Genomic DNA, 15,339 nt, shown 5'->3' with positions numbered 1-15,339 from the left:
CGCTAGCGCTCCTTCGCCTCGGCACTGCGGGCCAGTGCCCCGGCGCACTGCTCGTCGAGGCGCTGGACGGTGGCCCTGGCCAGGTAGGCAACGATGCTGTGGCCGAACAACAGCGGAATCGCCATCACCAAGCCCAGTACCGTGGTCACCAGGGCCTGGGATATGCCCCCGGCCATCAGCTTCGGATCACCGGTACCGAACAGGCTGATCGCCTGGAAGGTGAGGATCATTCCGGTGACCGTGCCCAACAGCCCCAGCAGGGGCGAGGTGGCGGCAAACAGCTTGATCAGGCTGTTGCCCCGCTCCAGCGCAGGAATTTCCGCCAGTACGGCTTCATCCAGCTTCAGCTGCAGCAGCTCGTCATCCTCGGTGGCAAGACCTTGTACCGCCAGCAGGACTCTTCCCAGCGGATTGTTCGCCCGCGGTGAGGTAATCTCCCGCAGCTGCCGTCGAATACGCCGGTCAACCACCAGCAGGTAGCTTAGTCGAAACAGGGTTAGCAGCAGGCCGGCCAGGCCCAGGCCGATAATAATCAGGCCGATGCTGCCGCCCTGCTCAATGCGCTCGCGCAGGTCCGGGGTGAAGCTGAGCATGCCCAGCAGGCTGCCCCGGGTGGGATCTATGGCGAGCGTATACAGGCCGCTGCCCTGCCCGCCAAAATTGCGCGCTGCCCGCTGGAAGCGCGCCGGCGGTTGCCGGCTCAGGGTCAGCAACTCGGCTGTCTCCGGCACGTAACGCAGGAAGTTGCCATTGTCCCAGGCGGAAAATGGTCCCACCCTGAGCACACTGGCCTCGCGGACCGCGCCGCGGGTGTCGATCACCGCTGCCGGAAAACGGCTAATCCTGCCACTCTCGATCATGTCTTCCTGCAGCAGCAGCCACAGGGCCTGTATTTCCCCGATCGTCACCTGGCCATCGGCGGCGGCCAGTTTCTCGACCTGCGGCAGGCGCTGCGGCAACTGGGCACTGAGCATGGAATCACGGAGCACGGCGGAGAAGTCGCCGGCAAACTCGCGAAAGGTACTGCTGAGATCGCCCATGTCGGCGGTGACCTGTTCCAGTTCCTCTTCCAGCCGTCCTATCTCTGCCGCTTTGCGCTCGGTGATCGCCAGCAGCGGCTGGTTCTGCTGTTGCTGGCGCTCGAACTCGGCGCGGGCCGCAGCCAACAGCTGCTGCTGGCGCTGCCTGTCGGCAAGAAATTCCTGCTCTCGCTGGCGGTTCAACTCACGCTGCTCCACCTGTTGCTGCTTGACCCTGGCCAGCAGCTGGTCCAGGTTCTGCGGCGCATCGGCGGCGTGGCTGGCGGCCGCGAGACAAAGGCTCGCCAGTAACAGCAACAGCCGGTTCACGATTCCGTTCCCCCGGCCGGCAAGGGCAGAGCCAGCAGCTGCGGCGCGGTTTGCTTGCGGGCGACACGCATCGCCTGGGCCAGGCTCCGGTTGTGTTCCGCTGGCAGTGCTTGCCAGTCGCGCTTGATGATGTCCCAGTAAGCGCTGCTCTTGCGGTCCAGACTCTGGTAGTAAAGCGCGGTGCGACCGAGTCGCAGGTATTCAACCGACAGGGTCCCACCGTCAACGTCCAGCGGGCCCCGCCAGGCCTCCAGCGTGGTGCCGTAGTGCTGTTCAATCTGGTAGGCCTCCAGCAGCAGCCGCAGGCGGGCCGCCACCGAGAGCTCAGGATTATCCAGTCGCTGCCTGAGCTGTAGTACCCCCGCCAGTCGCTCCTGCTGGTGGAAAGGCAGGTCCAGGACCACGAACTCCTCCAGGGCGTCTGCCATCGAGCGCATCAGCGGCAGGATTCGCTGGCGGGTGATCCTGGCCTGGGCAATCTGCCGGTTGAGGGACTCGATGCGTGCATCCTGGGACGCCTGCAAATGCTCCAGTTCGCGGGTGTATGCCTGCTGGTACTCGCTGCTCTCTTTCAGGCTGCGGTATTCTTCCAGCAGGATGCGGGTTTCCCGGGACAGCGCATCGATCTTTTGCTGTGAACTGGCTGCGCTGCGATTGGTATCGGCGACCACCTCCAGGCTCTGCCCCAGCTGTTCCCCTGCCCCCTGACCTCGAGCAGGCAAGGTCGGCAAGGCGAACAGCAACAGGGATATCAGGAATAGCAGTGTGGTATTAGCGGCCATCAAGTGCGTCATTATTGCGGTTTGTGTTGCTGCTGCCACGATCAGTGGCAGCAGTCAGTAGTCAAGTTTCCTTTGCTGTCGCAACTGTTGCAGATCGGGCAGGCCCATGCGGGCGCGGAACTCCTCGGTCAGGGCGATGATCTGCTGGTAGAAAAATTCATGCGCGGCGGAACCGAGCACCCGCTGCGGTCGCACCGCCACATAGCGGATACTCAGGTCGCTGAGCCCCGGGATCGGCAAGGCCACCAGGTAGCGGGACAGGTTGAACTGTTCCATCAACAGCGGGGGTGCGGGGAACAGGCAGTCGGTTTCGCTGACGATTTGCAGCGCGGTTTGCAGGTCATCAGTTTCCACCTGGGCCTCGGTGCGTCGCTGGTACTCCTCCACCTGCTCGGCACTGTTCTCGCTAAGACGCAGTTCGCCAATGTCGGTGGACATCAGCGCAACCTGGGGGAAGCGGGCTACATCGTCAACGCTGAACTCGGTGTTTTCCAGCGGGTGCCCCTTGCGGGCCATCAGCACCGGCTGGGCGAAGGCCAGGGTAGTCAGCTCCAGTTCCGCCGGGTAGTGCCGGCGTTCGATTTGCAGGGCCATATCCAGGCCTCCGGTAGCGAGCTGCTCGAACAGGTCGTCCGCCTGGGAACAGACGCGCAGGCGCATGCCCGGTGCATCGCGCTGCAGCCTGGCCACCAGGGCGGGAATAAACCAGGCGCCCAACGGCCCCTGGGCCAGTAAATTCATCTTGCCTTCGTAGACCCTGGGGTCAAACTCCAGGGGCTGGATCATGCTCTGCACCGCCTGCAGCACCTCGGGCAGGCGCGCCCCCAGCTGTTCGGCCCGCGGTGTGGGTACCATGCCGCTTCCCCGGCGCACAAACAGCTGGTCGTCAAATAACTCCCGCAATCGCCCCAGGGTTTTGCTCATCGCCGACTGGGTGATGTACAGGCGGCTGGCCGCCTGGGAGACAGAGCGCTCCTCCAGCAGCGCCTCCAGCGCTACCAGCAGGTTCAGGTCCAGCCTGCCGAGATCGCGGATGTCCATTTACCGTCCCGACATCGCAGCTGAATGAATAAAATTCATTTTTAAAATGAATTTATGCCATTTGAAGAATAGAGCATCGATCCCTACATTGAACATGAGGCTGGCACCCGGAGTGCCGGCGTAATGAGAGGGTCTCATCATGGCTTATATACTTTCACTGGCAGTAACCGTACTTGGCCTGGGTATCTGGCAGGAATGCACCGGCTCCGGCCACTCCGAGGGCGACCTCGGCTCCGAACGCCACGGACAGCGTCTGCGCTAACCATCAGCGACCGGAAACCCGGGTATGCAACAGGGCCGCCCAGCTGTTAAACAGGTTGGTCATATCGGTTCCCGCAGCCCGGGACCATTGCGCCGCACCTACCGACTGGCGATCCCGGACAACGGCGAGCAGTTGTCCGGACTCCCCATCGAACAGCCTTATCTCAATCGACACATGAACCACATCCCGGTTGCTACTGACCGAAGAGCCAGGGCTTGCCGCTGAGGTATTGGTCGCCCGCCCGGGGCTCAGCCGGGTCAGGGCCGCTGCGACTGCCAGCCGCTTACCCGCCTCCCCTGTTCTGGGGTAATCCGCAAAAGCGTGACGGGTAGCATTGCGCCAGGCGGCGACCAGTTTGTCCTCGCGCTCGGCAGTCATCTGCCAATCCCGGCGCGTGGTGCCGGTCTGGGTGGTAGTGCTCACCTCCACATCACCCGCGTTGAAGGGCTCAAACAGCACCTCGCCATAGGCGGGCAAATTCGCCTGCGGCAGGATAAACGCCGATTCAAAGCCCGTATCACTTGCCCGATGCAATCCCGCGCTGGCGAATTCAGTGGCCGGCTGCTGCTCTACGCGCGGCGTACTGCAGGCCACCAACAGGGATAAGGGCAATGCCAGAACCAGATAGCGCCGGGACTTCATTGATTGCTCCAGAGACAAAAAGGCGACCAGCAGGCAGTTACCCGGTGGTCGCCCCGATAGCACTTGCCGCCAACGGCCGGATCAGGCAGTCGCGGCCTCGGGCTTGGGTTTGATCAGGAAACAGGCCAGGGCCGGCATCAGAATCAGCGCGCCGAACATGTTCCAGATAAACATGAAGGTCAGCAAAATGCCCATATCAGCCTGGAACTTGATCGGCGACATGACCCAGGTAATAACCCCTGCGGCCAGGGTCACACCAATCAGCGCCACTACCCGCCCGGTAAAGTTCAGCGTTTCGTAGTAAGCGGTGGTCAGGTCCATTCCCTGCTTCTCCTTGGCCAGGATCACCGTTAGCACGTATAGCGCGTAATCCACGCCGATACCTACACCCAGTGCGATCACCGGCAGCGTTGCCACCTTGACCCCGATGCCCAGCCACACCATCAGGGCCTCACAGAGAATGGAAGTGAGCATCAGGGGCAATACGGCACAGACCACGCCGGGAATGGAGCGGAATGTCAGCATGCACAGCAGGGTTACAGCGCCATAGACATAAAACAGCATCTCCCGGTTGGCTTTTTTCACCACAATGTTGGTGGCGGCCTCAAAGCCGGAGCTGCCCGCGGCGCCCAGGAACTCGATCTTCTCGATCTCGCCCCAATCGGCATTGAACGCATCCAGCGTGTCCACCACCCGGGTCAGGGTGGCGGCCTTGTGATCAGCCAGGTAAATCAGCATCGGCCAGATGGAACAGCCCGGATCCACGTATTCCAGGGTCACCAGTTCGCTCACCGCGTAGTTGACGGTATCCTGGTTGCGGAATAGGGCCTGCCACTTGGGGAAACCCTCGTTAATACCCATCATGATTTCCCGGGTACGCACATTCAGGCCGCGCACGTCTTCCACGCCTTCCACCTGGCGCAGGCGCCACTCCAGCTCGTTTGCCAGGCTCAGCCCCTCAAGATCGATGCAGCCATCGGGTGCGGTTTTCACGATGATGGCGAATACGTCGGTACTGACGGAATAATTTTCCATCATGAACGCCACGTCCTTGTTGTAGCGGGAGTCCGGTCGCAGTTCGGGAGCCCCCTTGTCCAGGTCACCAATCTGCAGGTCCTGGGCAACATAGATACCCACGCCTGCGAGCACAATGCTGACCACGATCGCCGCCGCGGCCGGGCCGCGCCTGGTAAACTTGAGCAGGAAGCGCCACAGGGCGTGCATTTCCTCGATACTCTTGACCGGCCGTGCCGCCCGCTCGGCGCAGGTTTTACCGACACCGGTATAGGACAACACAATCGGTATCAGGATCAGGTTGGTGAAAATCAGCACCAGCACGCCGATACTGGCCGTGATCGCCAGATCCTGAATCACCTGGATCTGGATAATCATCAACACCGCAAAGCCCACACCGTCAGACAGCAGGGCCGTCACCCCCGCCAGGAACAGGCGGCGGAAGGTATAACGCGCGGCGATGTAACGGTGGGTGCCGCGGCCAATATCCTGCAGCACACCGTTGAGCTTCTGTGCGCCGTGACTTACCCCGATAGCAAATACCAGGAACGGCACCAGGATGGAAAACGGGTCCAGCTCATACCCGAGCATGGACAGTATGCCCAGCTGCCAGGCTACCGCCACCAGGGTACAGGCAATCACCATTACCGTTGAACGAAGACAGCGGGTGTACCAGTACAGCAGCGCGGTGGCGATGACCACCGCCACGGCAAAGAAGGCCATCACCGCAAACAGGCCGTCGATGAGGTCGCCGATCAGTTTGGCAAAGCCTATAATGTGAATGGAGCGATCGGGATTACCCTCGGTGAACTGGTCACGGATATCCTCGAGCTTGCCACTGAGTTCGGCGTAATCCAGACGCTCACCGGTTTCCGGATTCTTGTCCAGAAGTGGCACAATGATAGCCGCCGACTTTTCATCGTTGGCGACCAGGTCGCCCATGATGCCCGCCCGGAGAATATTTCGTTTCACCTCGCCGATAGAACGCTCTGAACCATCGAAGTCGCCGGGAATTACCGGCCCCCCCTCAAAGCCCAGTTCGGTCACCACCCGCCAGCGGGTGTTGGGGGTGAACAGGGATTTCATGCCGTTGCGATCCACCCCGGGGATGTAAAAGATCGCGTCGTTCACCTCTTCAAGTAACTTGAGGTTCTCCCTGGTGAATATGGTCCCCTCTTTTACCGCCACAACCACTCGCAGGTTATTGCCCAGCCCCTTCAGCTCGTTGCGATTGGCCTGGTAGTTGATCACGAACTCGTGGGCCTTGGGCAGGGTTTTCTCAAATCCGGCCCGGAGCTGGATTTTGGTAGCCTGGTAGCCCAGTACCAGGGTCACCAGGGCGCAAAGCGCCATCACCATGCCACGATTGTTGAAGACCAGCCGTTCCAGGAAGGTCCCGGAGTCGTAATCAAACTCCTGCAGATCCGAAATTACCGGAAGGTCTGACTGTTCTGAATGCGCCATCGATATCTCTCCGATAAAATTCGTTTACTGGGGTAACTGCAGCTTTTTGATGCCGGCGGGGCCGCCGACCAGCAGGCTGCCAGAGGGGCCCGGGCTTACGGTGTAAACACGGCTGCCGCTGGCAAGGGGCAGGAAGTTGAAGGAGCGGCCGTCATCGCCACTGATCAGCAATTCACCGGCAATGCCCGCGACCACCATGCGGCCATCGTCCAGCATGGTGGAATCGACGATCGAGCTGGTCGGCGGTTTCTCGACTTCCTGCCAGCTGCTGCCCTCATCCTCGGTGCGGAACATGCGACCGCGGAGCCCGCCCAGGACGACAGCACCACTGGCGCTGGCGGCGCTGGTAAAAAAACTCCCCTGCCAGGGTACTGACTCGGTCATTACGGCAGTTTCCTCGCGGGCGTCACCAATCATAAACAGTCCGGCTTCGCCGCTGAGGAAAAAACGCGCGTCGCCGGGCAGGTGGGCATAGTCGAACAGGTGGTAAAACGAGTCGTTCTCGGTGGTGTGCAGGACGTGCTCCCAGCTCTGGCCACCATCCTCGGTCTTGAGCATCATGCCGTAGGCGCCAAACACGTGGCCGTATTGAGCATCATGGAAAAACACCTTGAACAGCGGCTTGTCAGCACCCTGGGAAATGGCGAACTCCATCTCCTCCACCAGGAAAGGATAATCCTCATTATCCGGGTTCTCCGTCGCCAGCTCCTGGTAATAGGCCAGCCCCTCCTCACCGTAGCGCAGGCCGTCGTACTGTTTGGTCCAGGTCTTGCCGGCATCGGCGGAATGCAGGATTACCCCCTCGTGACCCACAGCCCAGCCAAGCTCCGGCGTGGGAAAGTGAATATCCAGCAGGCTACTGCGCACCGGCACTTCTGCCTGTGTCCAGTTCTCGCCGTCCTCGGAATACAGGATATGCCCACGGTGACCGACAGCAAAATACCGGTCAAAGTATTTGTGGATGGCAAACACCAGCGACTTCTCGGCCAGTTCGCTGGGAACGGCCGGCAGTTCGAGCACGTCGTAGGATTTCTCGGCCAATACCGACGTCCAGGGTGTCAGCAGCATCCCGGCACACAGGGCAACCAGCGTTTTTCTTATTCCCATGGGACTTATTCCATTTATTGCACGTTTGCGTAAATCAAAAAAAGGGGCGTGGCAAACGCAACGCCCCCGACCTCAGATCGGCCTAGCGTACGCCACCGCGGGCCATACCCTTGGGCGTGAAGTAGCTATCCGGCTGGGATACGCCATTCTTGAACCCGCCAGGGAGGGGCTTGGTGTTGATATTGTAAATGCCCTGCAACAGGTCGTAAGCACCGTAGGCGAAGTGGTAATTCGACTTGATGTCGTACAGGTTGGCGCCGTAGGCGAACTGGACCCGCCACAGGTTACCCTGGCCATCGTAGTTCTCCGCCGCCAGGCCCTGCCAGCTGTCCTCGTCAAAGTAGAAGCGACGCTTGCTGTACAGGTGACGGTTACCCTCCTTCAGGGTTGCCTCCACAATCCACACGCGGTGCTTCTCCCAGCGAATCACATCGGGGTCGAGGAATTTTTCGCCGAGCACATCCGCGACCTCGGTCTGGAACACGAAGTCATAGCAGGAGTAGGGGATGATCATTTCCTTCTTGCCAATCAGTTTCCAGTCGTAGCGCTCCGGGGAACCGTTGATGATGAAGGAGTCATCATAAGTAGAGGTACCCGCCACACCGGGGTTGGGGGTATCGAAGTTCACCGCCGGTGCCAGGCGCACCCGGCGCTGGCCAGTCAGGTACTGCCAGGCCTTGCGGCCCTTGCCCTCGGTGAAGTCGGCGCCCGGTTCATGCACCAGCAGGATTTCACCGGCGCGGCGGGCCGGGGCCTTGTAGTTGATGCGCAGCTTGACCCAGGGAATGTCACCGATCACCTTGTCGGGCTCCTGGTACATGGGCAGGACGTTGGTGATATAGCCGGTGGTGGACAGAATCGGCTTGCCGTTAGAGCTGACGTAGTAGGTGTCGTAATCCACCGTGTGGTCCGTCAGGTAGCGGGTCAGGTGATTCCACAGTACTTCCAGGCCCGACTGGGGAATGGGGAAAGGCACGCCGGGATAGGCGTTGGCGATGCGCAGCCCGTCATCTTCCAGGGAGGCGCCGGTGGCGTTCTTGGCGGTATTTTCGTAGATCCAGTCGGGCACGACAAAATCGCGCTTGGTTGGATAAACGTGCATCTTGAAACCGTCGGCGCCCAGCTTTGCAAACATCGCCCGGGCACCTTCGGTGAGGACTTCCGAGTACTCGCTGTAGTTGTTGCCGTCGATCGTATAAATGGGCTCTTCCCCGGCGTAGGCATCGACGTAGTTGTCGGAGCCAGCGACAAAGTCAGCGGGAATGGGCGTGCCCTTGGGGTTCCAGGGCGGGATGCTGCCGTCGGCGTTACCGGCGGCTTCGGCTCCCATGGGGGTGAGGTCCTTGCCCAGGCGGGCTGCCTCCTCCGGGGAGACCGCCGCCAGCGTGGAGCTGGCGACAAAGCCACCGATACACAGGGCGGCCAGTGATTTCTTGAACAACATAGTTAATTCCTCTTATACGTATACGGTACTGAAATCGTTACACAGATAGACTAGACCAATCCTAGAATGTTCGCTTGACCGTGAGTGAAATGTTGTCGCGGTCCTTCAACAAGCCACCAATGCCGGCGTAAACGGGTCCGAAATAGGCATTATAGCGGGCATCGACTGTCCACTTCTGGTCGATATTCAGTTCAAAACCTAGACTGCCGCTGCCGCGCTCCTCGTCACCGCCAAAGGTGAAGGGACTTTTCTCACCGTCAATGGTGTAGGAAATAGAGGCAATGGCGCTGAGGTCCCAGCCGGGATACACCTGGTACCAGGTGGGCTTGAATACCCCGCCGAAAGTGCTGACCACGCGGTTCTCATAGACGCGGAAGTCGAGCAGATCACAGTTCTCGGTACAGTCATCGAGCATCTGGAACGTGGCTTCCAGGATGTAGCTGCCGCCGTCCCAGAGCGCACCGCTCTTGAGCAGGCCCAGGCCGTTGATCACCACGGACCAGACATCACCGACCGGGCCGAGATAGTTGCTGGAGTCATAGCTTTCATAGTCACCGGGGATATGGCCCAGGCCCAGGGCGCCCTCGATAGCGGGAACAAACGCCTCCGGCGCACCATAGAAGCGCTGGAAAGAGGCGTTCAGGTCAGGCGCAAGGCCGGTGCCCTTGCGCAGCACGATGTCAGCACCGACGCTGATCCCGGCGATTTCCTTGGCCAGGGAGATGGCATACAGGTCGATATCGTCCTTGAACAGCCAGCGGGACTGGCCCACGATGATGGTGCCTGTTTCCGGATCAACCACCGGGGTATTCGGCGGACAGGGCTCCAGCACGCCAGCGGCACAGCCCCCGTTCCAGGTCGCCAGCAGCGCTCCTGCCAGCGGGTTACCAGCTTGTGCCTGGACTGCCGCCAACTGGCCGGTGTCAAAGCCCGAGTGCAGACCGTGCAGGTTTTTGTCGACGTAGTTCAGGTAAATGAAACTGGTTTCCAGGGCCAGGGAGTCCACCCAGTACTGGGCATTGAAACCCCATTCGTCACTGTCGTGCTTGTCCTTGTTGCCCTGCAAACCGACCCGCAGGGGCTCGCCGGCGATGAAGGTCGCAAATTCGGTGTCCTCGGTAAGCCCCTCGGCCGGGCTGAAGAAGGTACCGGTTTCCGGCAGGCGATAGCGTTCGTGCTCAAAACTGTAATAGGCGTTCAGGGTCAGGTTATCAGTCACCTGGAACACGGTGGACAGTTTGGCGGTGGGACGGAACAGTTCCTTGGCCTCGGAGCCCGGCACCGAAAGCGCCTTGAGGAAGTCTACCGGCGCCATCGCGCCACCGACCCCGGCAATGGCGCCGGTGGCCAGCAGGCTGTTACCCCAGTAGATGGTGTGGCGACCGGCGCGCACGCCCAGCGACGTATCGCCGATGAACCAGTTACCGAACACAAACGCATCCAGGATCTCGCCGCCGAAGTAATGCAGGTCCTCGGCGGAATCACTGTACTCGCCAGGATCGACGCTGGGTGAAGCCCAGGTCTGGAAGCGGTCAGAGGGATGATCGGAATCCTTGTAGGCGTGGTCGTACCAGCCAGAGGCGCTGATACGGAAACCGAAGTCCTGCTTCCAGATCACGTCGAATTCGGACAGCACATCGAGGCGCGTGCTGACGAGACCGAGGCTGGTGCGATCCACCGACAGGTCGGCGTCATCCGCCAGGCCCGCTCCCACCGCGCTGTTGCCGCGGCCACCGAGATACACATCCCTGTTCTGCTTTTCGACCCGGGACATGATATTGGCCTTGAACGTGTTGTCCCAGCGAACCTCCCAGTCATCAGGCGTATCGAACTGAAAGGCCTGAGCTTGCATACTGATGGCGGCGAGAACCGACATGGCGAGCAGCTTCTTCTTCATATTACTTCCCTCTGCGAGTGTATTGAGTGCGTTATTTGTAATGCGGCTGCAGCCGCTAATTTTTATCCGGGTACCAAGCGTGTTTGCTGCTGTTATGGAGGCAAGCCGCCAGCACAGCGCCTGGTGGATCCCTGATTGTTATTTACCCATCGGCGAGCGCATCGCTTCATTATGTGGCGATACCTGTCGCCTGTTTGCCTGCGCTTCGCGCCTGTCGGACAAGCGCCCCGCTGCCCTCACGGCAGCCGTTTCCCTGTATGCGCCAGTTCCGGCGCCTGGACCCGTTATTTTTGTCACCAACTGAGCAGCTGCAAATTTTACCTCAAGCATACTCACGACCGGATATTGAATCGGGACATGATTTTGTGATTTTAGGCCAGTTCTGGGGAATAGCAAAGTCCCAGGCGGAATAATTCAGCTTTCGTCCAGGCTGTCTCCGGCTATTACGCCAGCTGCCCTGCCTCCTCGGCGGAAATCTCACCCTCCTGGTAAAGCCAGCGAATACTGTCGGCCAGGGTTTCTTCCAACGGCCGGAACTGGAAGTCGAGCTCGGATTCTACCCGCCGGTTGTCGAGCCTGACCCACTGGGTGGCATAGTTGAGTCCCTCGCGACTGATCGGCAGGTCCACGGGCAGATAGGGCGCCAGGAAGTCGGCAAGGCTGCCCGCCATGCGCATTAAGCGGCCGCTGATGGGCAGGGTAAAGGGCTTGTTGCCGGTAATTGACTCCAGCACCGCCGGCAGTGACTTCCAGCTGATGTAGTGACCGCCCAGCACATAGCGCTTGCTGGGTACCTCGTACTGGATGATATGCGTGTGTACCCTGGCAATATCCCTGGCATCGACGTACTGGTTGCCGCTGCTCATCAGCGGCACAAACTGGCTCAGGTAGGTTTGTAGACCGATATGCGCTTCGGTCATCTCCGGCGCATCCGGGCCGAGGACAGTCGCCGGATAGGTAATGTAAACCGGGTGCCCTTCCTCCTGCAGCGAGCGGGCATAGGCTTCGCAGGCCACCTTGGAGCGGCCATAGCCGGTTGGCTTCGGCCCGGGTGGCGAGTCCTCATTGAGTATGCTCGCTGCGGGGTCGTACAGCGCGGTCACGCTGGAGACATGGATAATGGTCTGCAGTCCCTGAGCCACCGCGCCACCCAGCACGTTGCGCGCGCCCTGCAGGTTGGTCCGGTACACCCGCTCCGCATCCGCCGCCCGGGTGGACACCAGCGCCGCCACATGCACCACGCCGTCACAGCCGGCAAGCGCCGCGTTAACCGCGTCGGCGTCACCGATGTCGCCCACGGTGTAGTGCTTGATTGTCCCTTTGGCGTAGATACGCTCCATCTTGTCGACTGAGCGCACCAGCAGGCTCACTTCCAGGCCCGCCTCCAGCAGCGCCATTACCGTGTGATAGCCGATGAACCCGGTACCACCTGTCACCATTACCCGCATCCTTTCTCCTTATTATGGCCTGTTCACGCTAATTGAGCCGGCCTCAGGCAATCAATGCCTGGCCACCGTCAAGACCGATAGTCTGGCCGTTCACATACGACGAGCTGTCAGCGCACAGCATGGCCACGAAACGCCCGATATCCTGTTCGCAGTCGCCCACCCGGCGCTGCGGGATACTGTTGATAAAGGCCGCCGCCTCGTCCGGATTGTTGTCCATCCACCACGCCAGCCCGGGGGACTTGGCATGAGGCATTATCACATTGCTGCGAATCCCCTCCGGACCCCACTCACAGGCCGCCGCCCGGGTCAGGGAACGAATGGCTTCCTTGGTCGCGGCATAGGCACCGTAACCGCTCATGTCCCAGCGCTTGCCGGCGGAGCTGGCCAGGTTGACAATGACGCCATCCCCCCGCAGGTGCGGGTAACAGAGCTTCATCAGCCGCAGGGTCGCCAGCGGTCCGGATTCGAACCCGGCGGTGAAGGCTTCATCGGTGACCTGGTGCAGCGTACCCAGCGGCACTTCCTGGGCGTTGTTCACCAGTATCTGTAAACCGCCAAAATGTCCGGTCACCGTGTCGACACAGTTGACCAGCGAGTCCAGTGACTTCACCTCACACTCGACCGGCAGCGCCTCCCCGCCGCGCTCCTCGACCAGCTTGCAGGTGGCCTCAAGCTTTGACAGGGTCCGCCCGGTGACCGCGACCCGGGCACCCTCTGCGGCCAGCGCCAGGGCAATGCCCTGCCCTACCCCCTGGCCAGCACCGGTCACCAGTGCAACTTTTTCTCCTAACAGCATTTCTCATCTCCAGTGGCTTGTATACGGGTCTTGATTATCTCCGATTCGCCACGTCGGAGTTTAAACCACTGCGGCCAAATCGGTCGACTTTTACGTTCAATCAGCGCTCTCGCCCAGCGCCTGGATTTTCTCCCGGTAGCTGCGCGGGGTCTCGCCCGTCCAGTTCTTGAAGGACCGAACGAATGAACTGGGCTCGGTGAAACCGAGAAAATCCGACAGGTCGGCAATCCTGGCGTCTTCGTTGAGCAACTTGTCGATGGCCACCTGGCACCGCACCTCGTCCTTCAACTGCTGGTAACTGGTGGACTCACTCTGCAGCCGCCGGCGCAGGCTGGACTCTGACATATGCAGTTGCGCGGCCATCTCCGTAAACGACGGCAGGCCCTGGCTCAGGTCGATACTGATTAGCGACTTGATCGTCGCGCTGGTACTTGCCGGCCGGCGCTCGATGAGTATCAATTGATATATGGCGTTGTCCAGTAATTCCCGCAGAGAGTCCGAGGTATGGACTATCCGCCGCTGCAATTGCTCTGCGGCGAAAATGAAGTAGGTGTCATCGGCATCGAACCGTACGGCACTGTGAAAAGACGTCGACAGCCTGGCGTGGTACGCGCTGTTGACAAAAGGCGCCGCTATATTGGCCTGTTCAATCTCCAGCGACTCACCCACCAGCCAGCCGCACAGCGCATGCCATATCAACAAGCCGGAGGCCTTGGCTACCGTGTCCTGGTAGTCCGCGCGGTCCCAGCCATCCGGCACCAGTGCCGCCGCCCCCCGTTCCGTGAAGCGTATCCGGTAGCCCAGCTTTGCGGTATGCCCCTCCGTTTCCAGCCACACCCGGTGGCCGATCATCGGGTACAGCATTTTTTCGTAGCGCTGGGCCAGACCGATCGCCTCCCCCAGGGTGCGAGCGCTGATCATACAATGGCACATCAGTTCGAAGGCCTCACTACCGATACCAGCCGCCCAGGGCAAGGGTTGCTTGAGTGCCTGCATCTGCAGCACCGCCTGCTTGTAGAGCCTGGAATACTGCTGGCCGGGTATGGTTTCGCCGGGTTCCAGCCGAAGGATGACCCGCCGCGACATCCCCGCGCGGGCGGCAATCGCATCCACATCCAGACCCAGCCGTTCGAGGTAATCAAACAGACGCAGGAATTTGTGGACAGGGATGTTGACTATGTGCATGACAGTGCCGAACGATTATGTTTATTAAAATGGCCCCCGTGGCCCTTTACTGGCCACAGGCCCAGCCTATCATAGTGGTCTGACAGGGCAATAAAAGGTCGCCGAAACAGGCGGTGCCCAACCTGGAAATAATTGCTGGAGAATCGCATGGGATTACTGGATAACAAAGTGGGTATCGTCACCGGTGCCGGCCAGGGCATCGGCCGGGCCATTGCCGTTCGCTGTGCGGCGGAGGGTGCCAGCGTGGTGGTGGCTGACTACAACCGGGAGATGGGCGAAGAGACCACGGCCCTGATTCGCGCCGCTGGCGGAGAGGCCACCTTCTGTTTCGGCGATGTCAGCGACGAGGAGTCGGTCAAGCAAATGCTGGACACGGTAGTCGCCAGCTATGGACGTCTGGATATCGCCTGTAACAGCGCGGCGCTCAGCAGGGGGTCGGGGCCGATCCACGAATACCAGCTAGAGGTCTTCGAGGAAACACTGCAGATGTGCCTCACCAACACCTGGCTGTGCATGAAGTACGAGATTCCGCTGATGCTGGCCGCCGGTGCTGGCGCCATCGTCAATATCTCCTCCAACGCCTCGCTGCGCGGCCAGGCGTTCAACACCGCCTACGCCGCCGCCAAGAGCGGCGTCAACCTGCTGACCAAGAGCTCCGCGGCGGAGTATGGCGCGCAGGGCATTCGCATCAACGCCGTGTCCCCGGGCGTTATCCGCACTCCCGGTGTCGAGAAGTATTTCGAGGAACAACCGGAGATGGCGGAAGGCCTGAAGCGCGCCGCGGCGATGAACCGCCTCGGGGAACCGGAAGAGATCGCCGAGGCAGTCGTGTTCCTGTGCAGCGACCGGGCCTCCTTTATCACCGGGCAGATACTCTCCGTTGATGGCGGAGGCGCGGTCAAGTAGGT

Annotated in this window: 14 protein-coding genes; 3 read left to right on the top strand and 11 right to left on the bottom strand. The window is 60.6% G+C overall.

Translation table 11 applies throughout. The features are described 5' to 3' along the window. Positions 1–2: 2 nt before the first annotated feature. Genes DWB85_RS05215 through DWB85_RS05205 form a run of 3 tightly spaced genes read right to left on the bottom strand, consistent with a single transcriptional unit; the run spans position 3 to position 3,172 of the window. Positions 3–1,349, bottom strand: coding sequence for a MotA/TolQ/ExbB proton channel family protein (locus DWB85_RS05215; protein WP_117953152.1), 1,347 nt, complete (start codon positions 1,347–1,349; stop codon positions 3–5). Next, positions 1,346–2,131 (bottom strand): DUF3450 domain-containing protein, encoded by a 786-nt coding sequence (locus tag DWB85_RS05210; protein WP_162846015.1) that lies wholly within the window; start codon positions 2,129–2,131, stop codon positions 1,346–1,348. Before DWB85_RS05210 ends, DWB85_RS05215 begins: the two co-directional genes overlap by 4 nt. A 54-nt stretch (positions 2,132–2,185) precedes the next feature. Continuing rightward, complete coding sequence (locus tag DWB85_RS05205) at positions 2,186–3,172, bottom strand: LysR family transcriptional regulator (protein WP_117953150.1); 987 nt, start codon at positions 3,170–3,172, stop codon at positions 2,186–2,188. Between the two features lie 139 nt (positions 3,173–3,311). On the opposite strand from DWB85_RS05205, the gene DWB85_RS19835 reads away from it, so the two are divergent. Then, a complete protein-coding gene (locus tag DWB85_RS19835; RefSeq protein WP_275399732.1) occupies positions 3,312–3,434 on the top strand; it encodes a hypothetical protein in 123 nt (40 codons plus the stop codon). 3 nt (positions 3,435–3,437) lie between these two features. Here the strand turns inward: DWB85_RS19835 and DWB85_RS05200 are convergent, their stop codons facing one another. From DWB85_RS05200 to DWB85_RS05180, 5 genes are all read right to left on the bottom strand, one after another. Continuing rightward, the gene (locus tag DWB85_RS05200) at positions 3,438–4,076 is read right to left on the bottom strand and encodes a DUF3313 domain-containing protein (protein ID WP_117953149.1); all 639 of its coding nucleotides are present in this window, start codon (positions 4,074–4,076) and stop codon (positions 3,438–3,440) included. An 81-nt stretch (positions 4,077–4,157) separates the two neighbouring features. After that, on the bottom strand, positions 4,158–6,554 hold the full coding sequence (locus DWB85_RS05195) for an efflux RND transporter permease subunit (protein WP_117953148.1): 2,397 nt from the start codon (positions 6,552–6,554) through the stop codon (positions 4,158–4,160). Positions 6,555–6,578: 24 nt separating this feature from the next. Next, entirely contained in the window at positions 6,579–7,661 is a 1,083-nt protein-coding gene (locus tag DWB85_RS05190) for a YCF48-related protein (protein WP_117953147.1), read from the bottom strand. 82 nt (positions 7,662–7,743) lie between these two features. Beyond that, positions 7,744–9,105 (bottom strand): DUF1329 domain-containing protein, encoded by a 1,362-nt coding sequence (locus tag DWB85_RS05185; RefSeq protein ID WP_117953146.1) that lies wholly within the window; start codon positions 9,103–9,105, stop codon positions 7,744–7,746. Positions 9,106–9,166: 61 nt separating this feature from the next. Then, positions 9,167–11,002: a DUF1302 domain-containing protein gene (locus tag DWB85_RS05180; RefSeq protein ID WP_117953145.1), complete on the bottom strand. Its 1,836-nt coding sequence runs from the start codon at positions 11,000–11,002 to the stop codon at positions 9,167–9,169. Between DWB85_RS05180 and DWB85_RS19395 the strand changes: the two genes are divergently transcribed. Beyond that, positions 10,980–11,306, top strand: coding sequence for a hypothetical protein (locus DWB85_RS19395; protein WP_133300565.1), 327 nt, complete (start codon positions 10,980–10,982; stop codon positions 11,304–11,306). The genes DWB85_RS05180 and DWB85_RS19395 overlap by 23 nt on opposite strands. A gap of 139 nt (positions 11,307–11,445) precedes the next feature. Here the strand turns inward: DWB85_RS19395 and DWB85_RS05175 are convergent, their stop codons facing one another. From DWB85_RS05175 to DWB85_RS05165, 3 genes are all read right to left on the bottom strand, one after another. Beyond that, complete coding sequence (locus DWB85_RS05175) at positions 11,446–12,441, bottom strand: SDR family NAD(P)-dependent oxidoreductase (RefSeq protein WP_162846014.1); 996 nt, start codon at positions 12,439–12,441, stop codon at positions 11,446–11,448. 52 nt (positions 12,442–12,493) lie between these two features. Next, positions 12,494–13,246, bottom strand: coding sequence for an SDR family NAD(P)-dependent oxidoreductase (locus tag DWB85_RS05170; protein ID WP_117953143.1), 753 nt, complete (start codon positions 13,244–13,246; stop codon positions 12,494–12,496). Between the two features lie 96 nt (positions 13,247–13,342). Further along, positions 13,343–14,431 (bottom strand): AraC family transcriptional regulator, encoded by a 1,089-nt coding sequence (locus tag DWB85_RS05165; protein ID WP_117953142.1) that lies wholly within the window; start codon positions 14,429–14,431, stop codon positions 13,343–13,345. Positions 14,432–14,578: 147 nt separating this feature from the next. Between DWB85_RS05165 and DWB85_RS05160 the strand changes: the two genes are divergently transcribed. Next, positions 14,579–15,337: an SDR family NAD(P)-dependent oxidoreductase gene (locus tag DWB85_RS05160; protein ID WP_117953141.1), complete on the top strand. Its 759-nt coding sequence runs from the start codon at positions 14,579–14,581 to the stop codon at positions 15,335–15,337. Positions 15,338–15,339: the final 2 nt, after the last annotated feature.

It is taken from the genome of Seongchinamella sediminis (assembly GCF_003457605.1).
Lineage (GTDB): Bacteria > Pseudomonadota > Gammaproteobacteria > Pseudomonadales > Halieaceae > Halioglobus > Halioglobus sediminis.
Note: the sequence above shows the minus strand (reverse complement) of the source record. Positions and strands in the feature narration are given on the sequence as shown.